This window comes from Pseudomonas baetica (assembly GCF_019733355.1).
GTDB classification, from domain to species: domain Bacteria; phylum Pseudomonadota; class Gammaproteobacteria; order Pseudomonadales; family Pseudomonadaceae; genus Aquipseudomonas; species Aquipseudomonas baetica_A.
Map to the genome: position 1 here is coordinate 1 of NZ_JAIHLQ010000026.1, position 21165 is coordinate 21165.

The 21165-nt window shown below is 59.0% G+C and carries 18 protein-coding genes and 1 pseudogene; 9 read left to right on the forward strand and 10 right to left on the reverse strand.

The annotated features are described in order from the left end of the window. Positions 1–43 precede the first annotated feature (43 nt). Positions 44–142, reverse strand: a pseudogene (locus tag K5E40_RS22220) (cytochrome B); the annotation flags it as partial. A gap of 73 nt (positions 143–215) precedes the next feature. Further along, positions 216–770, reverse strand: coding sequence for a cytochrome b (locus K5E40_RS22225; protein WP_221732626.1), 555 nt, complete (start codon positions 768–770; stop codon positions 216–218). Between the two features lie 207 nt (positions 771–977). Between K5E40_RS22225 and K5E40_RS22230 the strand changes: the two genes are divergently transcribed. From K5E40_RS22230 to K5E40_RS22260, 7 genes are read left to right on the forward strand one after another with little or no spacing between them, the layout of a single operon-like run. Beyond that, positions 978–1655 carry a thermostable hemolysin gene (locus tag K5E40_RS22230; RefSeq protein WP_221732627.1) on the forward strand — a complete coding sequence of 226 codons (678 nt, stop codon included), beginning with the start codon at positions 978–980 and terminating at the stop codon, positions 1653–1655. Beyond that, the gene (locus K5E40_RS22235; protein ID WP_221732628.1) at positions 1645–3126 is read left to right on the forward strand and encodes an AMP-binding protein; all 1482 of its coding nucleotides are present in this window, start codon (positions 1645–1647) and stop codon (positions 3124–3126) included. Before K5E40_RS22230 ends, K5E40_RS22235 begins: the two co-directional genes overlap by 11 nt. Continuing rightward, positions 3123–3797, forward strand: coding sequence for a TenA family transcriptional regulator (locus K5E40_RS22240; protein WP_221732629.1), 675 nt, complete (start codon positions 3123–3125; stop codon positions 3795–3797). The genes K5E40_RS22235 and K5E40_RS22240 overlap by 4 nt, the downstream gene beginning before the upstream one ends. Next, the gene (locus K5E40_RS22245) at positions 3784–4593 is read left to right on the forward strand and encodes an SDR family oxidoreductase (protein ID WP_221732630.1); all 810 of its coding nucleotides are present in this window, start codon (positions 3784–3786) and stop codon (positions 4591–4593) included. The genes K5E40_RS22240 and K5E40_RS22245 overlap by 14 nt, the downstream gene beginning before the upstream one ends. After that, positions 4590–5234 (forward strand): tetratricopeptide repeat protein, encoded by a 645-nt coding sequence (locus K5E40_RS22250; RefSeq protein ID WP_221732631.1) that lies wholly within the window; start codon positions 4590–4592, stop codon positions 5232–5234. Before K5E40_RS22245 ends, K5E40_RS22250 begins: the two co-directional genes overlap by 4 nt. Before the next feature lie 11 nt (positions 5235–5245). Beyond that, complete coding sequence (locus K5E40_RS22255) at positions 5246–5908, forward strand: response regulator (RefSeq protein ID WP_221732632.1); 663 nt, start codon at positions 5246–5248, stop codon at positions 5906–5908. Further along, positions 5905–7275, forward strand: coding sequence for an ATP-binding protein (locus K5E40_RS22260; protein ID WP_221732633.1), 1371 nt, complete (start codon positions 5905–5907; stop codon positions 7273–7275). Before K5E40_RS22255 ends, K5E40_RS22260 begins: the two co-directional genes overlap by 4 nt. Positions 7276–7347: 72 nt before the next feature. On the opposite strand, the gene K5E40_RS22265 is transcribed toward K5E40_RS22260, so the two are convergent. The 4 genes from K5E40_RS22265 to K5E40_RS22280 form a co-directional block, all read right to left on the reverse strand. Next, complete coding sequence (locus K5E40_RS22265) at positions 7348–8286, reverse strand: diguanylate cyclase (protein WP_221732634.1); 939 nt, start codon at positions 8284–8286, stop codon at positions 7348–7350. Continuing rightward, positions 8286–12830, reverse strand: coding sequence for a CHASE domain-containing protein (locus K5E40_RS22270; protein WP_221732635.1), 4545 nt, complete (start codon positions 12828–12830; stop codon positions 8286–8288). The genes K5E40_RS22265 and K5E40_RS22270 overlap by 1 nt, the downstream gene beginning before the upstream one ends. A 74-nt stretch (positions 12831–12904) precedes the next feature. After that, positions 12905–14614 (reverse strand): EAL domain-containing protein, encoded by a 1710-nt coding sequence (locus tag K5E40_RS22275; RefSeq protein WP_221732636.1) that lies wholly within the window; start codon positions 14612–14614, stop codon positions 12905–12907. Positions 14615–14700: 86 nt separating this feature from the next. After that, positions 14701–15825 (reverse strand): HDOD domain-containing protein, encoded by a 1125-nt coding sequence (locus K5E40_RS22280; RefSeq protein WP_221732637.1) that lies wholly within the window; start codon positions 15823–15825, stop codon positions 14701–14703. Between the two features lie 351 nt (positions 15826–16176). On the opposite strand from K5E40_RS22280, the gene K5E40_RS22285 reads away from it, so the two are divergent. Continuing rightward, a complete protein-coding gene (locus tag K5E40_RS22285; protein ID WP_221732638.1) occupies positions 16177–16740 on the forward strand; it encodes a GNAT family N-acetyltransferase in 564 nt (187 codons plus the stop codon). A 29-nt stretch (positions 16741–16769) separates the two neighbouring features. Here K5E40_RS22285 and arsH read toward each other — a convergent pair whose 3' ends face one another. The 4 genes from arsH to K5E40_RS22305 form a co-directional block, all read right to left on the reverse strand. After that, positions 16770–17471: an arsenical resistance protein ArsH gene (gene arsH, locus K5E40_RS22290; protein WP_221732639.1), complete on the reverse strand. Its 702-nt coding sequence runs from the start codon at positions 17469–17471 to the stop codon at positions 16770–16772. 12 nt (positions 17472–17483) lie between these two features. Beyond that, the gene (locus tag K5E40_RS22295) at positions 17484–17954 is read right to left on the reverse strand and encodes an arsenate reductase ArsC (protein ID WP_221732640.1); all 471 of its coding nucleotides are present in this window, start codon (positions 17952–17954) and stop codon (positions 17484–17486) included. A gap of 26 nt (positions 17955–17980) precedes the next feature. Beyond that, positions 17981–18328 carry a metalloregulator ArsR/SmtB family transcription factor gene (locus K5E40_RS22300; RefSeq protein ID WP_221732641.1) on the reverse strand — a complete coding sequence of 116 codons (348 nt, stop codon included), beginning with the start codon at positions 18326–18328 and terminating at the stop codon, positions 17981–17983. A 107-nt stretch (positions 18329–18435) separates the two neighbouring features. Then, positions 18436–19320, reverse strand: coding sequence for a LysR family transcriptional regulator (locus tag K5E40_RS22305; RefSeq protein WP_221732642.1), 885 nt, complete (start codon positions 19318–19320; stop codon positions 18436–18438). Between the two features lie 133 nt (positions 19321–19453). Here K5E40_RS22305 and K5E40_RS22310 point away from each other — a divergent pair, with 133 nt between their 5' ends. Next, a complete protein-coding gene (locus K5E40_RS22310) occupies positions 19454–21103 on the forward strand; it encodes a GMC family oxidoreductase (RefSeq protein ID WP_221732643.1) in 1650 nt (549 codons plus the stop codon). Positions 21104–21165 lie beyond the last annotated feature (62 nt).

A 21165-nucleotide genomic window follows, 5' to 3' on the forward strand; every position in this document is an offset into this window, starting at 1 on the left:
TTCGCGAGCAAGCCCGCTCCCACAGAGTTTGAGGTGAATGGGCTTATTGCGTATCAGAACGGCCCGGCAGCATGCGCACGAGGGTGTTGTCGCGCACCCAGTAGTGGTGGAACAAGCCTGCCGCGGCGTGCAGGCCGATCAGTGCGCGAAGTTGGGGAATGGTTTGTCGCCGGCGGCGAGCAAGCCCACTCCCACAGGGTTTGAGGTGAATGGGCTTATTGCGTATCAGAACGGCCCGGCAGCATGCGTACGAGGGTGTTATCCCGCACCCAATAATGGTGAAACAACCCCGCCGCGGCGTGCAGGCCGATCAGCCAGTAACCGGTGCTGCCGATCAGTTCGTGCCAGTACTTGAGGCGTTTGGCGAAGTCCGGGTCGATGGCGACCGGGGCCGGTACGTGGAAGCCGAAGTATGGAAACGGTTTGTCGCCGGCGGCAAGCATCAACCAGGCGAGGATCGGGGTGGCGATCATCAGGCCGTAGAGGGCCAGGTGCATCAGGTGCGAGATGCCGGTCTGCCAGGCCGGTGGTTTGGGGGTGATCGGTGGGCGTGGGGTCAGGCGGCCCAGCAGGCGGATCCACACCAGGGCGAAGATGCTGGCGCCGAACAGGCCGTGAAAGCCCATCAGCAGGCCGCGCGCTTCGCTGCCCTTGGGCATGAAACCTTTGAGCTCGACGCAGGCATAAACACCGACGAACAGCGCCAGCATCAGCCAGTGCAGCATGATTGAGAGTTTTCCATAACGGTTTACGGCGTTGTCGCGGGTCATAAGAAGCGCCTCGTGATTGTCGTTAGCGACGGTCGATTCATTCGACGGTCTCGATTCGGTTGCCGGGCGAACCGACGGCATCACCCTGCCCGCCCAGTCTTAAGACAGTCTGAAGATCGGCCCGTAGATTACCCTTTTTTACCTTCAGACTTCGTTAAGAAATGGTTCGGATACTTCGCTCAAACCATTGAGGGAGGCGTTCTGCCCATGCCCGATTTCCACTGGAACATCCCCCTGCCCCTGCACTTCGGCCAAGCCGAAACACCGCAGATGACCTTATCCAGTGCCTTGCCGGACGATGTTCAGCGACCGGTGTTCGAGGCCTTTATCCAGCAACGTTTTCGCAAGGCCCATGGCGCTGACATCCGCCACTTCATGCCCGAGCTGTTCGGTATGCACAACGGCGACGGTGAATTGTGTGCGGTGGCCGGGCTGCGCCGCGCGCATCTGGAGCCGTTGTTTCTTGAGCGCTATCTGGATGAGCCGATCGAGCCGCTGATCAGTGCGGCAGCGGATCGCCCGGTGGATCGCGACGGGATCGTCGAGGTGGGCAACCTTGCTGCCAGCGACACCGGCAGTGCGCGCTTGAGCATTATCGCTATCACTTACTTGCTGGCCATGGGCGGTCTGGAGTGGGTGACGTTCACCGGCAACATCGGGCTGGTCAACAGCTTCCATCGTCTGGGCCTGAAACCGGTGACGTTGTGCGCCGCCGACCCGGCACGCCTGGGGGACGACCGTCACAGCTGGGGCAGTTATTACGAAAGCAAACCGTGGGTTCATGTGGGCAACATCCGCGCCGGTTTTATCCATCTGCGCAATATCGGCCTGTTCACGCGCTTGGGCCTGCCAACCTCGATTGAAGGAGCTTGTCATGTCGCTTGAACTGCAACGTTTCAAGGAAACCCTGCGCAGCCATGCCGGGCGCAATGACAACACGATTGCCCTTTGGGGCGACACCCTAAGGCTCGATTACGCCACGTTGTACGCCGAGGTGCTGTATCGCCAGGAGCGCTTGCGCGATGAAAACGTGCAGGTGATCGCACTGGCGCTGGACAACGGCGTCGACGCGATGCTCTGGGACTTGGCCGTACTGTTCGAAGGCCTGACCTGCGTGACGCTGCCGCCGTTTTTCAGCTCGGCGCAACGTGCTCATTGTCTGGAACAGAGTCAGGCCGAACGGGTGATCGCCGAGCCGGAACTGGAGGCCGAATTGCTTGCGGGCGGTTATGTGAAAAGCGGCGAGTTCTGGTGCCGTACCTTCAGTGGCCCGAGCCGCATGCCCGCCGGCACGGCCAAACTGACCTTCACGTCCGGCACCACCGGCACGCCCAAAGGCGTTTGCCTGAGCGCCGACAGTTTGTTGCGGGTTGCACGCGAGCTGCATCAGGCCAGCGAACCGACTGCTCCTCAGCATCACCTGGCGCTTTTGCCGTTGGCGATTCTGCTGGAAAACCTTGGCTGTTATGCGGCGCTGTATGCGGGTGCGACGCTGAGTCTGCCTGGCCAGAAAACCCTCGGCATTCAGGGCGCCAGTGGCGTGGATGTGCCGCGCCTGCTGGGTTATCTGGCCAGCCGTGCGCCGGAGAGTCTGATTCTGGTGCCGCAATTGTTGCTATTGCTGGTCGGCGCCGCCGAACAGAAAGCCTTCGATCCCCAGACTCTGCGTTTTGCGGCGGTGGGTGGCGCGCGAGTGTCCGAGGATCTGCTGCACCGCGCCCAACGGGTCGGCCTGCCGGTTTATGAAGGTTATGGCTTGTCCGAGTGTGCCTCGGTGGTCTGCCTCAATCGCCCCGGTGCCTGGCGTCCGGGCAGCGTCGGCAGGCCGCTGCCTCACGTTGAAGTGCGCGTGGCCGAGGACGGCGAAGTGCTGATCAAGGGTTCGCCGCTGTTGGGTTATCTGGGGGATGCGCCGTACGCCGAAGAATGGTGGCCAAGCGGCGATCTGGGCGAGTTCGATTCGCAAGGGTTTCTCTACCTCAAGGGCCGCAAGAAGCATCAGTTCGTCACCAGTTTCGGGCGCAACGTCAACCCGGAATGGGTCGAGTCCGAGCTGACCCAGCGCCGTCACATCGCCCAGGCGTTCGTCTACGGCGAGGCGATGCCGCACAACCACGCCTTGCTCTGGCCACATCGCCCGGATTGCACCGACGCGGAACTGGCCGCTGCCATTGCCGAAGCCAACGAGGCGCTGCCCGATTACGCCCAGGTACACAACTGGACGCGCCTGCCACAACCGTTCACCGCCGCCAATGGCTTGCTCACCGCCAATGGCCGCCCGCGCCGCGAGGCCATCGTCGCGCAGTACCACACACAACTGACCGAATCCGCCGTCTCCGAGGAATCCGCATCATGAATTTTTTCGACACCCTGCAAGAAGCCACCCAACAGGAACGTCACGAGCTGTTCAATCTGCCGATCATTCTTGATGCGCTGCAAGGCAAGGTCAGCCTTGAAAGCTATCGCGCATTTCTCGCCCAGGCCTATTACCACGTACGCCACACCGTGCCATTGATGATGGCTTGCGGTGCTCGTTTGCCGACGCGTCTGGAATGGCTGCGCAAAGCGGTGTGCGAGTACATCGAGGACGAGTACGGCCATGAACAATGGGTGCTCAACGATATCGCTGCGTGTGGCGGTGACCGCGATGCGGTGCGTGATGGTCAGCCGTCGCTGTCGATCGAGTTGATGGTCAGTTTCCTTTATGACCTGATCGCTCGCGGCAACCCGGTGGGGCTGTTCGGCATGGTCAACGTGCTCGAAGGCACCAGCATTGCCCTGGCGACACATGCAGCGGGCAGCATTCGCGAGCGTCTGGCGCTGCCGGAGACTGCCTTCAGCTACCTGAGCTCCCACGGTTCGCTGGACGTTGAGCATATGCAGACCTATCGCCGACTGATGAATCAGTTGGAAGATCCAGAAGACCAGGCCGCGGTGATCCACGCCTCGAAAGTCGTATATCGCTTGTACACCGACATGTTCCGTGGCTTGCCGCGTGACGCGGAGGCTCAACATGCAGCTGCGTGAAGCGCGTGTGGTATTGACCGGCGCCAGTGGTGGCATCGGCATGGCCATCGCCAATGCCTTGTGCGCCGCCGGCGCCCGGGTGCTGGCTGTGGCCCGCCACCAGGAAGCCTTGCAGCCGCTGATCGAGCGCTACCCGCAAAACCTGTGCTGGGTGGCCGCTGACCTGACCTTCCTTGCCGACCGGCGCAAAGTGCTGGCTGCCGCCGAAGCCATCGGTGGCATCAACCTGCTGATCAACGCGGCCGGGGTCAATCACTTCGCCATGCTTGAGCAACTCGATGACAGCGACATCAACGCGATGCTGGCGGTGAACATCAGTGCCCCGATCTGCCTGACCAAACTGCTGCTGCCGCTGCTTAAGGACGCCGACAGTGCGATGGTGGTCAACGTTGGCTCCACGTACGGCTCGATCGGCTACCCCGGTTATGCCAGTTATTGCGCGACCAAATTTGCCCTGCGCGGTTTTTCCGAAGCCTTGCGCCGGGAACTGGCCGACACCCGGGTCAGCGTGCTCTACGTCGCACCCCGCGCTACGCGCACGTCGATGAACAGCGCGGCGGCGCAAGCCTTGAATGATGCGCTGAAATCCAACGTCGATGACCCGCAAGCCGTGGCCTCGGCGGTGATCCACGCGATTGCCGGCGACCGTCGCGATTTGTATCTGGGCTGGCCGGAGCGCTTCTTCGTGCGCCTCAACAGCCTGCTGCCGCATCTGGTGGATCGAGGCCTGCGCAAGCAGTTGCCACTGATCCGTCGCCTGAGTGAAAAACCCGACAACGAGCCGCCAAAACCATGAAAAAAATCTACGCATGTCTACTGCTCGGCGCGCTGAGCCAAAGTGTTTGGGCGCTGGACACCGCCGATCAGCAACGCTTGGCCGGCATTCAGCAGAGCTGGGCGCACATTCAATACGAAACACCGGAGAAACAGCGCGCCGCCGCTTTCGAGCAACTGTCAGCGCAAACGACAAGTTTCACCAGCCAGCGCCCGGCCGTGGCCGAAGCGTGGATCTGGAAAGGCATCGTCACCAGCAGTTGGGCCGGTGCCCAGGGTGGGCTCGGTGCGTTGGGCAAAGCCAAAGACGCCAAGGCTGACCTGGAAAAATCCCTGAGCCTGGACCCCAAAGCCCTGCAAGGTTCGGCCTACACCAGCCTCGCCGCCCTGTATGATCGCGTGCCGGGCTGGCCAATCGGTTTTGGCGACAGCGACAAGGCTGAGCAACTGCTCAAGCAAGCGCTGCAACTCAACCCCGAGGGCATCGACAGCCTGTACTTCTGGGGCGATCACCTCTACCGTCAGAAGCGCTACGCTGAAGCCAAAGCCGCGTTGCAAAAAGCACTGCAAGCGGCGCCACGCCCAGGCCGGGAAACCGCCGATGCCGGGCGCCGTAAAGAAATCGCCGCGTTGCTGGTGGACGTGAACAAGAAACTCGAATGACAGGAGTCCGTGTGCGTTTATTACTGATCGAGGACGATGAGGCCCTCGGCGAGGGCATTCATCAAGCGTTGGGGCGCGAAGGCTACACCGTCGACTGGCTCAAGGACGGCAGCAGCGCCCTTCACGCCTTGCTCAGTGAAACCTTTGACCTGGCGGTGCTTGATCTGGGTCTGCCGCGCATGGACGGCCTCGAAGTGCTGCGTCGTCTGCGCGACAGCGGCTCGAACCTGCCGGTGCTGATCCTGACCGCTCGCGATGCCACCGAGGATCGTATCGCCGGGCTCGATGCCGGCGCCGACGATTACCTGATCAAACCGTTCGATCTGGCCGAACTCAAGGCGCGTTTGCGTGCCTTGTTACGACGCAGTGCCGGGCGCGCCCAAGCGCTGATCGAGCACGCCGGCATCAGCCTCAATCCCGGCACACAGCAGGTCACCTATCACGGCCAACCCGTGGCGCTGACCCCCAAGGAATATCAGTTATTGCATGAATTGCTCTCGCCACCGGGCCGCGTCATGACCCGCGACCAACTGATTCAGTTGCTTTACGGCTGGAACGAAGAAGCGGAGAGCAACACCCTGGAAGTGCATATCCACCACCTGCGCAAAAAGTTCTCCACCGACCTGATCCGCACCATTCGTGGCGTGGGTTATCTGGTGGAGGAGCGCCGATGAGTTCGATTCGTCGCCGTACGCTGACGCTGATCATCGGCCTGATGCTCGCCGGTCTATCGGTACTGAGCGTGTTCAACCTGCACGACAGCAACCACGAAATCGCCGAAGTCTACGACGCGCAACTGGCGCAAAACGCCCGGTTACTGCAAGGCGTGATGCGTATGCCGATCAATGGTCAGTCGCACAGCGATCTGTTTCAGGCGTTCAACACCGCGCTGGGAGAAGCAGTGCCCCGCGTCGACGGGCATCCTTACGAAGGCAAAATCGCCTTTCAAGTGTGGGACCCCAAGAATGAAGTGCTGGTACACACCGCCAGCGCCCCCTCCTTCACTTCACCGCCAACCCAGCCTGGTTTTAGCGATGTGGTGGATTTGAAAGACCGCCAATGGCGCGCATTCATGCTGGAAGACAAGCAGAACGGCCTGCGCATCTGGGTCGGTGAGCGCGATGATGTGCGCGCCGATCTGGTCGACCGCATCGTCCGTCACACACTGTGGCCGAACGTGCTCGGTAGCCTGATCCTCGCGGCCATGGTCTGGCTCGCCATCGGCTGGGGCCTCAAGCCACTGGCGGACATGGCTGCGACCCTGCGCGCCCGCCACAGCGGCTCGCTGGAACCCTTGCAACTGACACCCTTGCCCAGCGAGCTGGAACCGATGCAAGCAGCGCTCAACCGCATGCTCGCGCAGATCCAGGAAGTGCTCGGCCGTGAACGCCGCTTCATCGCCGACGCCGCCCACGAAATGCGCACACCGCTGGCGGTGCTGAGGGTGCATGCGCAAAACCTGCTGGAGGCCGGCACCGAACAGGAGCGCCGCGACTCGCTGCAATTTCTGATCTCGGGTGTCGATCGCACCAGCCGTCTGGTCAATCAGTTGCTGACCATGGCCCGCCTGGAGCCCAAACCCAACCCGCCGCCCCTGCAACGCATCGACCTCAGCGAAACCGTGCGCAACAGCCTGGTGCAACTGACCCCGTGGTTGCTGAGTAAACAGCTGGAACTGGCCTTTGAAGACGGCGCCCAAACGCTCCATGTCCTGGCCAGCACCGCCGCCATCGACATTGCCCTGAACAACCTGATCACCAATGCCGCCAACTTCTCCCCGGAACACGGCGTGATCACCGTGACGCTGACTCAAACCGACGGCTTCTGCCATTTGAGCGTCGAAGATCAGGGGCCGGGCATTAATGAGGAAGATCGAGAGCGCTTGTTCGAACGGTTCTACAGCCGTGGTAACGCGCAGGGTGCGGGATTGGGGCTGACCATCGTCAACACCATCGCCACGCGACTGGGTGGGCGGATTACGTTGGTCAACCGGGCTGAGGGTGGATTGCGGGCGACGTTGTCGATGCCCGCAAGGCAGTGATCTGCGACGGTCGATGGATCAGGTTGAATCTCACTGACAATCGCTGTCACTTGCCAGCAGTACGCCGCGACCCTACATCTCCACGGAGGCTACCCGAGCCCGACCGGCGTTCTTCGCTTCGTAGAGCTGCATGTCCGCCGCGTCTATCAAGGCCTCGAAAGCAAGAACGCCCGTAGGGGTCACAGTCGCCACCCCCAGAGAGATGGTCACCACATGATCGGCATCGGAGGTCGAATGTTCGATGGCCAACGCTCGAACATTCGCTTGCATTTTTTCTGCAATCTCGACGGCTCCCGCATGACTGGTCGTGGGCAAAAGGCAGGCAAACTCTTCGCCGCCGTATCGAGCGACCAGGTCGTAGGGGCGTCTGACCGTTTCAGATAACGCCTGAGCAACAGACCTCAGGCAACTGTCTCCAGCCTGATGGCCATACTGGTCGTTGTAGCGTTTGAAAAAGTCGACATCGGCCAGGATCAGCGACAGGGGTTTTTGCTCTCGAAAACACTGGCGCCAATCAGCTGATATCTCCTCATCGAATTTGCGCCGATTAGGCACTCCCGTCAGACCATCCAGCAACGCCATGGAGCGCAGCAGATCGTTCTGCAGTTTCAGAGTCAGGTGTGTTCGCACCCGCGCCCTGACCACGATCGGGTTGATGGGTTTGCTGATGAAATCTACCGCGCCCAGTTCCAGGCCCAGCACCTCATCAGAGTCTTGCTGTTTCGCCGTAACGAAGATGACAGGAATGTCTTGAGTCGTCGGGTCCGCCTTGAGGCGACGACAGACTTCATGACCGTCCACGCCATCCATGACCACATCCAGTAGCACCAGATCGGGAATTTGCGCCTGGCATACAGTGATTGCCTGTTCGCCGCTGGTGGCCATGAACACGTCGCAGTCCTCACGAAACAGCTCATGCAGGACCCGGATATTGGTCGGTTGATCGTCGACAATAAGCAGTTTTGGGCGTTTGTGCGGCTGAAGTAGCCAAGTCTTTTTCAATTGCTCCATCAGGCAGATCTCAACAGTTCACGCCCTATGGGCATCGCAGCACTAAAGTCCAACGACTGCACCATAACAACGAGTTCGTTGAATTGCGGGCGCAGTGCCGGGGGCGTTTTTGACAGCAGTCCAGTTGTCAGTTCAATGGCTTGAAGATTACCGGTTTCCAGCAAGAGCAAAATCACTTCAAGGGACTCTTTCCATTGCGCAGATTCCATGACTTCCCTATCGGTAAGGATTTCTGTTGATGGGCTCTGAGAAAATTCGACATTCATCTGTAAAAGGCTTTGTTGCAGCAGCCTGCCAAGCTCCTCAAACCAGGAGGGGTCAGCCAAGAGCCTTGCTGCGGATTCAGCATCCTCGTGTTTAAGCTTGTGCTCCAGATCGCCGGCCAACCGTGACAATGCCCTGGCCCCCATGGTGCCGCTGCTGCCTTTAATGGCGTGGAGAACGAAAACAGCCCCCGACGCCTCTTGTCGCTGGATCTGATCATGCAACTGCACCAGTTGTTTTTCCAGCTCGGGGCCAAAGTTCATCAATACATTGCGGATCAACTCGAGGTTACCGCCAAAGCGATTGATGATCGACTGCCGGTCCTCAATGAGGGCCTCATCCCTGTCGGTTTGCACAAGGCCTGTCGATGTTTGACTGCCCTCGCGGCCGGTTTGACAGAGCAGCGTCACGACCAGTTGTTCCAGGTCTACCGGTTTACCGACGTGCTCATTCATCCCCGCTGCAAGGCAGGCTTCTCGGTCTGCACTGGAGGCATTGGCCGTCATTGCCACAATCGGTAACGCCGCAAAACGCGAGTCGGCACGAATGCGACGGGTTGCCTCCAGGCCATCGATATCCGGCATCTGGATATCCATCAATACGGCGTCGAAGGGCACACGCTCATTCATCACCTTGCTGACGCCCTCCAACCCACACTCAGCCAGCGTCACCTGAGCACCTTCACTGGACAGCAGTTCATTGGCAATCTGCCGATTGAGCATATTGTCTTCCACCACCAGCAAGCGCAGCCCCGCCAAGCGCTGTGACCTGGCACCCGCTGGTTGCACCCGCGCAGATTGCAGAGGGTCTTTGCCCTCGAAAGCTCGCTGAACCGAGTCGGCCAACTGCTTGGGAGTCACAGGTTTGGTGAGAAACCCGGCAAAGGGAGCATCGCCCTCAAGATAGGCATCTGTCAGCACTTCACGGCCGTAGGCGGTGATCATGATGATCAGTGGTGGTGGCGCGTCACGGCTCTGCTGCTTGATCAATTGCGCAGCGTTCAAGCCATCCATCCCCGACATCCGCCAATCCATCAGCACGACATCGTAAGCCTCGCCGCGCGATTGGGCGCTGTTGACCCGTTCCACTGCTTGCGCGCCTTCACTCACATAGTCTGCGGTCCATCCCAGCGCATGAACGGTTCGTAACAACAGTTCGCCCGCCATTGCGTTGTCGTCGACGACCAGTAGGCGCATCGGCACATCAACGCCTGGGCAGTCGGATCGCAGCAGCGCGTTCTGAGCGACATCCAGGGTGATATCGAACCAGAAGCGACTTCCGACGCCGTACTGGCTCTCCACTTGCAACTCTCCGCCCATCAAACCGACCAACCGCTTGCAGATCACCAGCCCCAGACCGGTGCCACCAAAGCGCCTGGAGGTTGAAGCTTCCGCTTGGGTAAAACCTTCGAAAATGCGCTGAAGTTGCTCCGGGCTGATGCCGATGCCGGTATCAGAGACAGCGATGCGTAATTCAACGGCATTTTCCGTGCGCATCCGTTGTTCAACGCTGACGACTATCTGGCCTTGCGGGGTGAACTTGAGCGCATTACCCGCCAGGTTGATCAGCACTTGTTGCAGTCGCAGGCTATCGCCGATCAGGCCGTTGGGCAGGTTGGCGTCCAGGTCGAACATGACCTCAACCTCTTTCTCACCCTGGTTGCCTGCCAGCACGACGGCAAGATCGCGCATCAACGACTCAAGTTCGAACGGGTGCACATCGAGTTGCAACTTGTCCGCCTCGATCTTGGAATAATCGAGAATGTCATTGAGCAAGCCCAGCAGCGATTTCGCGGCGCCCTGCGCTTTGCTCACGTAATCGAGCTGGCGCCCATCAAGCGGAGTGTTTTGCACCAACTGCAACATGCCCAGCACAGCGTTCATCGGCGTGCGAATCTCATGGCTCATGTTGGCGAGAAAGGCCGACTTCGCCGCACTCGCCAGATCGGCCTGCTCTTTGGCGTAAAGCAGGCGCGATTCCAGCTCGCGCTGGGAGGTGATGTCCCGGTTGATACCGGTCACACGCAGCGCTGCCCCGGATGGAGTGCGCTCGATCTGCGCGGCGGCATGGATAAAGCGAATCTGGCTGTCCGGGCCTGTGACCCGGAATACCGTGTCGTACTCATCCACCCCATCGACGGCGGCACTGAGCCTTGCAGCCGCAGCCTCGACATCATCAGGGTGAACACGGATGTACCAATGCATATAGTTCAGGCCGTTGCCACGCAACGTCAAAGGCTGCCCGTAAAACTCGAACATGCGGTCATTCCATTGCAAGGCATTGTCCGACAACGTCCAGGACCAGATCCCCAGTTCCGCCACTTCCGCGGCCATCAGCAATTGATGATGCACCGCCATCAGTTCGCTGCGCTGTCGCTGTGTCGTTTCCAGGCTTGCCGCCAGCTCCTTTTCTGCCGCTTTACGTTCGGTGATATCGACGGCGATGCCAAGGTAGCCAGTCAATTTCCCATCGTCATCGCGCATGGAGGTGACGACCAGCGTGACAGGAAACCGTGAGCCATCCTTGCGTACGTAAGTCCACTCTCGAGTTTCTGCGCTTTCATGCTCGGGTTTATGGGTAAACACACCAATGCCATTAATGGTCTGGCCATACTCCTGGCTCAGTTCCTGCCCCCGCGCAGTGACTTCATCGGCTACATGGAAGAGTGCCGGCGTGTGCTTGCCCAGCACCTCTTCGGCGTCATAACCCAACAAATGCTCGGCGCCGTTATTGAAGACACGAATGACGCCTTCAAGATCTGTCGCAATGATCGACACCTCAGTGGCCGAGCGCAGCACGCTGTCCAACAACACGTTGAGGCGCTGCAGTTCTGACGTTCGCTGTGCGACCTGATCTTCCAGGCTTGAATTAAGTTCGAGAATCCGGGCCTCTGCGGCCTTTTTGGCCGAAATGTCCCTGATTGTCTTGGAGGCACCGACGACGCGGCCACCCTCGCCATAAATCGGAGAGATGCTCGCGGAGACGTCGATCAGTTGTCCGTCTTTGTGACGGCGCTGAGTATCAAAACTATCGATACGATCGCCCGCCCTGACACGCTCAAGGATGTGCACCTCCTCACTGGCCAGCTCCGAGGGAACAATCAGATTGGCCAGTGTGTGGCCCACGGCTTCTTGCGAGGTAAACCCAAAAAGATGCTCAGCCCCTTTGTTCCAGTTGGTGACAATGCCATCAAGGGTTTTACCGATAATCGCCTCTGCCGAGCTTTCAACAATGGCGGCCAGCCTTGCCTGTTCGGCAATTACCTGACGTCGACGTTGACGACTGACACTGCCGACACCCACCAGTGTCGCCAAAAGAAGGGTGAGAACACCGCCCAGCAACAGCACCACCTTCGGTGAGACCTGACGCAAACGCTGGATGAACAGCGAATTGGCGCCAAGTTCGATTTGCCACCGCCGGCCGTAAACCTCGCGCTCCACTTGATGAGTGATCAGCGTTGCAGAGCTGGCCGAGTTGTCGGCGCTCTCATAAAACAACGTCTCTTGCCCCGGGACAGTGATGTCCCTCAATCTCAGGTGCACGGCCTTGTCTTCTATGCGAAGCCCCGTGAGTACCTGCTCGGTCTGCAAGACTGCATAGCTCCAGCCAAACGCGGCGGCGTCACGTTCGGCTGCCGTTGCGGGTGTCACGCCGTTGCGAAAAATGGGCATCAACAACAAGAACGACTGCTGCGGTTTGCCTATGGCCTGTACCAGTGTGATGGGCGCTGTTATCCGCGTCATGCCGCTCTGTATTGCAGAGTGAGCAGCTTCGCGCCGAGCAGGTTCCGACGCTATGTCCAGGCCAATGGCGGGCTGATTACCTTCAACAGGTTCGACATACTGGATAACGTAGCGCTCGCCAGGATGAGCCGAGAGTTGACGAATGGAGAAGTCAGCGGCGCCATCGGCACGAGCGGACTTGATAAACGCGCTTTCATCGCGCTGCGCTACGCGCCTGACAAACCCAATAGCTCTTGCGCCGGGAAACTCCACCGCCAGGTCACGCGTTTTTTGATAACGACTGAACAGTTCACGACTTATCCCCTGCTCCCCCGCTGTCACCACAGCCCCCCGAGCACCTCGCAAACCGTACTGGTAAAGATTGAGGCGACTTAAAACCAATTCTGCGGCATCCGCTGTAGCTGCAACGATCGCTTCTTGAGCGTGGCGCTCGTTGATACGATCAAGCACCCAGCTACCCAGAACGCTTGCCCCCAAGCCCACAGCCAAAGTAATCGCTACGCCCCAGTTAAATGCAAAAAATCTGAATTTCTTCACCCGGTTTGCCCTGTTGCAGAAGACCTTCAGCCTTCAAATTTAAAGTTCGACCCTGTCAGGGAGGCATTTGCAACTTAGCTCAGCGTGGGAACAGTAACCTCAAGCCCAGCGGATAAAAACGACTTTATTTGAGCAAAGTTGATCGGACGGCAATACAGATAACCTTGCATGATCTGACAACCTTGTTTTAGAAGCGCATCGGCCTGTTCCTGGGTTTCAACACCTTCGGCCACCAGTTCCAGACCTAGCGCCTGACCTAACTTGATGATTGCTTCGATGATGGCCGAATCGCTTTTATCGGTGAGCATGTCTCGCACAAAACTCTGATCTATTTTCAGAACATCGATTGGAAACCGTTTCAGGTAAGCCAGGCTTGAATAACCGGTGCCAAAATCGTCGATCGAAATACGCACGCCGAGCGTTTTGAGATGAAAGAGGGTTTCTCGCGCGCTATCAATGTCCTTCGCCAGTACACCCTCGGTGATCTCCAGTTCCAGATATCGCCCCTCCAATCCAGACTCAAGCAGGATGCCTTCGACCATGGTCAGAAAGGACGCCTCGCGAAATTGCACGACGGAGATATTCACGCTGATGGAGATGTCGTGACCCAGCTCACGAAGTGTCCTGGTGTCCTTGCAAGCCTGGAGCAAAACGTACTTGCCAATAGGGATGATCAGCCCGGTTTCTTCTGCCAGTGGAATGAAATCAGCAGGAGAAACCAGCCCCCCTTCAGGATTGCGCCAGCGGATCAGCGCCTCCATGCCAATGATGCGGTTATGCCGGGCATCAACCTTCGCCTGGTAAAAAACCTCAAAAACGCCTTCTTCCAAAGCGTTGCGCATGTGGCGTTCAAGCAGGTGCCTGGCGCGCATGCTGCTCTCGATATGCGAGGAAAAAAAACAGTAGCGATTACGGCCTGAGAGCTTCGCCTGGTACATGGCCGCATCAGCATGCCGGTGCAGCGATTCCATGTCGTCGCTGTCTTCAGGGAAGACGCTGATGCCGATGCTCGCTGAAAGGTCGTAACGGTTACCTTGAATTGAAAAAGGACTGGAGAGGGTCGCGAGCAACCTTTGCGCGAAGTCCCCCATGGCATCGAACCCGACCACCTCCGGCAGGAGCAGGATGAACTCGTCTCCCCCTTGCCGGCTGACAGTGTCCTCCATGCGCAGGGAACCCGATATTCGCGCTGCAACCTCCCGCAGCACCAGATCACCGACCGAGTGGCCCATCGAATCGTTGATGACCTTGAAGTTGTCCAGATCAATCACGAGCATCGCCACACGACCCTGCCTGCGACGAGCCTTTTGCAAGGCCTGCTCGGTGCGATCCTGCAACAGGATCCGGTTGGGCAGGCCCGTCAGAGCATCGTGATTGGCGAGCCTCTTGGCCTCAACGCGCAAGGCGATGTGAGCTTTGATATGGGCTCTGGCAACCGGAATATTCAACGGCTTTTGAATGAAGTCCACGCCGCCGCACTCCATAGCCAGTAATTCAGCGTTTGTTTGCGTATGAGCGCTGACAAAAATGACCGCGACGCTAAACAGTTCCGGGTCAGACTTGAGTATCCGACACACCTCGAAACCGTTCATGCCGGGCATTTCGATGTCGAGCAAGACCACATCGGGCCTGAACTGACGAGCCATCTCGAGGGCTTCCCGACCACTTTGGGCCGTATGGACCTCAGCCAGGTCAGACACGGCACTGCTCAGTGTTCTCAAGGCGGTGATCTGGTCATCAACGATCAGGAGGACCGGTTTGAGACTAAACGGCTTATTGCGCATTCCGTTGCTCCTCGCAAATTCCTTGCATTGAATACCCGACAACCCTGAGTCAACGCCCTGCTCCACCCTCGCACTACCCGACACGCTCAGGCCAGACCGGCCAACCGCTGAAGCCTTTCAACGTCTGCTTCTGGTTCGCCATTGCTCATGGCGGCGGCCAAACGCATCACGATCTGCGCACGACGCACTTGCAGGGTCGGCAAGACATAAATAGCACCAATCAGCTCACGCAGAACCATCGGCAGCCCCCAGCTTGCTTTCAATCGAACGGCAAAAGGCGCTGCAAAATCGCGGACAGCGTGCGAGAGCGCCTCTTCGCTAACGCTATTGCCCAGGTTCTCCCATTTCTGGGTCTGGTAATACACACAGAGTTCGCCCATGCGATGCAACAAGGCGGCCGTTTGCATCGGCGCAGGATCAAGCGCGCACTGCTGGGCCAGAAGCACAACCCGTTCAGCCAAACGCTCGGAATCATCCAGGAGAGCCTGAACCCCGGGCATGAGCATCGCGCCGGGTTGCGTTGCGATCTGTCGCAACGCCTGGCTGATCGCCAGATTAACGCTGGTCAACCCGCCTAACCGGGTGAGTGCCGCTTTCAGGTTCGTGCACGGCTGGCCCTGGCCGAGATACGCGGCGCTGTTGGCGGCAGCGATCAGATGGGCGCACAAGGCCGGGTCATACTGCCAATCATTGGCGAGTTCGCGCAGATCCAGTACGGCGCCGCCATAGCCAAGCTGAAGCTTTTCCTTTACCGAGGCGAGTAAAGGCAAGTCCAGTTCGTCCGCAGTCAAACTAGCGAGATAGATGGGTAAGTCTTCAGTATTGATAGTGGGGGGGCGCAGCGGGTCATCAGGCGGAAGCAGTGCTTCCAAGCGTTGGACAAGGCGTGAAACCTGAAAGGGCTTGGTAAAAAATGCGCTGATCCTCAGCGATTTCACCGCCAGCACGCTGTCCCGATCGGCGCGCCCGGTGATGATGATCAGCGGCATGTCGTGATCTTTTTGGCGAATGCTGTGCAGCAGGTCAACGCCAGGCGCATCCGGCAGATTCCAGTCCGCGATGACCAGTTGATAGGCACCTGGCTGCCAGGCAGCCAACGCGCTAGCGACGTCGATATAGCAATCGACCTGTGCCGCCGGGCGAAGACTCAACACCAGTTGTTTTAAAAGATCTGAAATCCAAGGGTCATCATCCAGAATCATCACTCGCATTCGGTAATCCTCACCGGATCGACGGCCTGTTTTACGACGTGTAACAGACTCTCAACCATCCGCAGCAATAGTAGTCGTTGAGCGTAGATCGTGGGATCCGGTCGTTTTCAACGCAAGACGTGGTGGGTCACTGTGGCGCTAATCTGCAACTCAATTGACCTGCGCGAGTTTTTCACAAACAACAAAGTCCGGCTGCATCCTCCGGTTGGCCTGACAGGGTTGGAAGTCGAGCGACGGGGTACGTTTAGCGTCGGTTTGATTCAGATCAGACGCCAAGGTCTTTAACAGTGTAGAAAGGAATGAGCGCAGTACAACCGCACGTTGCTCTTTCCCTCGCTGGAGGTTCATATCATGCTCACTGTCAAAGACCACAATGACCGGGCGACGGCCGCTTATGCCGCGCACACCGGTGAATACTGGATCGAATCGCTCAAGGATGGCCGACATGTATTGATCCGCCCTCTGGCAGACAACGACCGCGAGCGCGAGTACACGTTTATCCAGCGCTTGTCCCCCGAGTCCCGCCACATGCGTTTTCTGGCGCAGATCAGCGAGCCGGGCACGGCGCTGCTCGATCAGTTGATGGACATCGATCAAAAGCAACGCGCCGCTTTCATTGCGCTGGTTCACGAAAACGGCGAATTGATCGAAATCGGTGTCAGCCGCTACGCCGCCACGGGCGAGCAGGAAGGTGAATGCGCCGTGACTGTCGCCGATGAGTGGGCGCATCTGGGCCTAGGCACCTTACTGATGGAGCATCTGATCAAAGCCGCCGGCAAAAACGGTTTCACGCACCTGTACTCGGTGGACTCGGCCAGCAACACGGCCATGCGCGACCTGGCCAGAGCCTTGGGCTTTGAAACCCATACTGATCCTGACGATAGCCGCCAGGTCATCCATCGCCTGCATTTGTAGCGCCACGTCGCGCACTTGCAACCAGGGCGTCAGATCGAACGCTGGTTGACCCGAGCCATCAGTTGCTCGGCCGACTCCTTGCGCTCTGAATAGCGATCGACCAAATAGGCCTGACTGTCGCGCAGCAGCACGGTGAACTTCACCAATTCTTCCATCACATCGACGACGCGATCATAGAACGGCGAGGGTTTCATCCGCCCCGCCTCGTCGAATTCCATGAACGCCTTGGGAATCGAGGATTGATTGGGGATGGTGAACATGCGCATCCAGCGACCCAACACGCGCAACTGATTGACCACATTGAACGACTGCGAACCGCCGCAGACCTGCATCACCGCCAGCGTTTTGCCCTGAGTGGGACGAACGGCGCCGAGCGCCAGGGGGATCCAGTCGATTTGCGCCTTGAACACTGCCGACATCGCGCCGTGGCGCTCCGGCGAGCACCAGACCTGACCTTCCGACCACAGCACCAGATCGCGCAGTTCCTGCACTTTGGGGTGCTCGACGGGGACATCGTCGGGCAGGGGCAGCTCTGAGGGATTGAAAATGCGCGTCTCGGCGCCAAAGTGCTCGAGCAGGCGCGCGGCCTCTTCGACCAACAGACGGCTGAAGGAGCGCTCGCGGGTCGATCCGTAAAGCAACAAAATCCTTGGCTTGTGCGTGCTTGGCGGCTTCGGATGCTGCTCGCTTTCGAACAGGCTCAGGTCAAGATTGGGCAGTTGTTCAGACATGGGGGATCCTGCTTAAAGGGTGCCGATCCGATCCAGCTCGCGCTTGAGTTCATCGCGGTTGAGTCGGTCAAAGGGAAGGTCGAGAAAGGCTTGGCAACGCCGTTCGATGCGCCCCAACGTCGAGCGAAACGCCGCCTCGACCGTCGCGTCATCGCCGGCCACGTCGGAGGGATCTTCAAGACCCCAATGAGCTTTCAGCGCCGGGCCGAAATACACCGGGCAGCTTTCGCCGGCGGCCTTATCGCAAACGGTAATGACGATGTCTGGAAGGTTGTCTTCGAAAGCGTCGTTGCCCTTGCTGTACAAGCCATCGATGCTGATGCCGGCCTGCTGCAAGGTCGACAAACTGCGGGGCAGCACCTGGCCTTTGGGGAAGCTGCCGGAACTCACCGCCTCGTGTGCCGCCGGGGCCAAGTGATTGAACATCGCTTCAGACAAAATGCTGCGGCAACTGTTGGCCGTGCACATGAACAGGACTCGCATGGAGTGCTCCTAAAAAGTGTGGGGATTCAGCAACACGCGCTATCGCGCACGGGACGTCCTTCCATGTTGCGCAGGCGGGCGGCGTTGCCCTTGAGCCAATCGGCGTTGGCCTTTGCAGTCACTTGCAGGATGTCGTGGACCCACTCGGGCAGATCCGTGTTGAGCCGGTAATAGACCCATTGGCCCTGACGGCGATCGAGCAACAGCCCGTTACTGCGCAGTTGCGCGAGGTGGCGGCTGATTTTCGGCTGGCTGTCGTCGAGAGCGCACATCAGCTCGCAGACGCACAGTTCGCCTTGGTCGGCGATCAACAACGTGGCGCGCACGCGGGTCTCGTCGGCCAGGCTTTTGAAGAGTTCAGGGGGGGTGATCATCTGGACGCACCATACATACGGAAAACCGAATATACGGATATCCATATATTAATCAACCTCGAATCCAAACACATCGAAGACCCTGTGGGAGATGGGTGTTAGCTGGGTTAACCGCGTAATAGCCCCTGCTCGGCTTCACACAGCCCCACCACATAGTCCCAAACCACCCGCAGCCTCACCGATTTGTGCAACTCACGCCGCGTGCTGATCCAGTAACTGCGCTCGATGCTTTCATCGGGCAACAACGCGATCAGATCCGGATCGGCGGCGGCCATGTAGCACGGCAACACGGCAATCCCCAATCCCGAGCGCGCCGCCTCTTGCTGCGCGATGACGCTGGTGCTGTGAAACACCACCCGAGGGCTGCGACAGAAACTGTTGAGAAACATCAGCTCCTGACTGAACAACAAATCATCGACATAACCAATCCACGCGTGCCGCCCAAGATCTTCGCGACTGCGCAACGGCGGCGCATTGTCGAGATAGCGCTGGCTGGCATAGAGCGCGAGGCGGTAATCGGTGAGTTTGCGCGTGACCAGCATGTCGGCCGACGGGCGCTCCAGGTGAATGCTGATTTCCGCTTCACGATTGAGGATGCTAACGAAGCGCGGCACAGCCACCAGTTCCACTTCCAGCCCCGGGTAGCGTTCGAACAGACCGATCATGCGGCTGGCAAGGAATTTGATGCCCAGGCCTTCGGTGACGCCGACGCGGATCTTGCCCAGCGGCGCCGTGGACTGGGTGATCTCTTCCTGGGCCAGCAGCGCGACGTTTTCCATGGCTTCGGCGTGTTTGAGCAGCGCCTCCCCCGCCGGGGTCATTTCGTAACCTTGGGCGTGCTGGACGAACAGCGCGGTGCCGAGGCTTTTTTCAATGGCTTCGATGTGGCGGGCAACGGTGGCATGGGTCGTGTTCAGCCGGCGGGCGGCGGTGAGCAGCCGGCCGCTGCGTTGCAACTCAAGAAAAAACCGCAGGTCGTTCCAGTCGAACATGGGGTGTCCTTGTCAGCGATCGTCATTCAAGGCTGTTTAAAAACGCACAGCGGCTGCGCAAAAATTAACATTCTTTTAACGAAAGCTAACAACTAGAGTGTCCGACAATAAAAACAAAAAGCGAGGTCAGGGAATGCAGACTTCCCTCGATGAATACGACTACATCGTGGTCGGCGCCGGCCCTGCCGGGTGTTTGCTGGCCAATCGACTGTCGGCTGATCCACAGCAGCGCGTGCTGTTGCTCGAAGCCGGCGGGCGCGACAACTATGCGTGGATTCACATTCCTGTGGGTTACCTCTTCTGCATCGGCAACCCGCGCACCGACTGGTGCTTCAAAACCGAAGAACAACCGGGCCTCAACGGTCGCGCACTGAGCTATCCGCGCGGCAAGGTACTGGGCGGCTGTTCTTCCATCAACGGCATGATCTACATGCGCGGCCAGGCCAACGACTACGATGGCTGGGCGGCCGAAGGCAATCCAGGTTGGACCTGGAACGATGTGCTGCCGCTGTTCAAACAAAGCGAAAACCACTTTGCCGGCGCGGCTGAGTTTCACGGCAACAAGGGCGAATGGCGAGTTGAGCAACAGCGGCTGTCATGGCCGATTCTGGATGCATTTCGCAGCGCTGCCGAACAAAGCGGTATTGCCAGCATCGATGACTTCAATCAGGGCGACAACGAGGGCTGCGGTTACTTTCAGGTCAACCAGAAGGCCGGCGTGCGCTGGAACGCGGCCAAAGCCTTTCTCAAACCGCTGCGCAATCGCGTGAATCTGACGGTGCTGACCGGGGTTGAGGTCGATCGGGTATTGCTCAAGGACGGTCGCGCGACGGCAGTCAGTGCGCGTCACGAGGGTCAGGTCAAATGCTTCAAGGCGCGCAAGGAAATCGTGCTGTGTGCAGGCGCCGTTGGGTCGCCGAATATTCTCCAGCGTTCGGGCATCGGTCCGCGTGGGTTGTTGGAGCGACTGGGGATCGGCGTGCTACATGAACTGCCCGGGGTGGGCGGCAATCTGCAGGATCACCTGCAATTGCGCCTGATCTACAAACTGGAAAACGCCCGTACCCTGAACCAGATCGCTGGCAGCGTGTGGGGCAAGATGGGCATGGGCCTGCGTTATCTGTATGACCGCAGCGGGCCATTGTCGATGGCGCCGAGTCAGTTGGGCGCCTTTGCGCGGTCAGGGCCGGAACAGACGTCAGCCAACCTTCAATATCACGTACAGCCGTTGTCGCTGGAGCGCTTTGGCGAGCCGTTGCACAGTTTCCCGGCGTTCACCGCTTCGGTGTGCGACCTGCGCCCGCAGAGCCGTGGCCGCATCGACATTCGCTCCGCCAACCCACAAGACGCCCCGCTGATTCAGCCCAATTACCTGAGTCATCCTGAAGACCTGCGCGTGGCGGCGGATGCGATTCGCCTGACCCGACGTATCGTCAGCGCCCCTGCCCTGCAAGCGTATAAACCGGTCGAGTATCTGCCGGGCAACAGCCTGCAGAGCGAAGAACAGTTGCACGAAGCAGCGGCAAAAATCGGCACGACGATTTTCCATCCGGTCGGCACCTGTCGAATGGGCAATGACGGCGATGCGGTGGTCGATGCGCAGTTGCGCGTGCATGGTGTGCCGGGTTTGCGCATTGCCGACGCCTCGATCATGCCGCGCATCACCTCGGGCAACACCTGTTCGCCGACGCTGATGATTGCCGAGAAGGCTGCACAACTGATCCTCAAACCAACACTAAACACCCACCCTGTGGGAGCGGGCTTGCCCGCGATGACGGTATGACATTCAACATTGAAGTTGGCTGAAGCACCGCTATCGCGAGCAAGCCCGCTCCCACAAGGAGA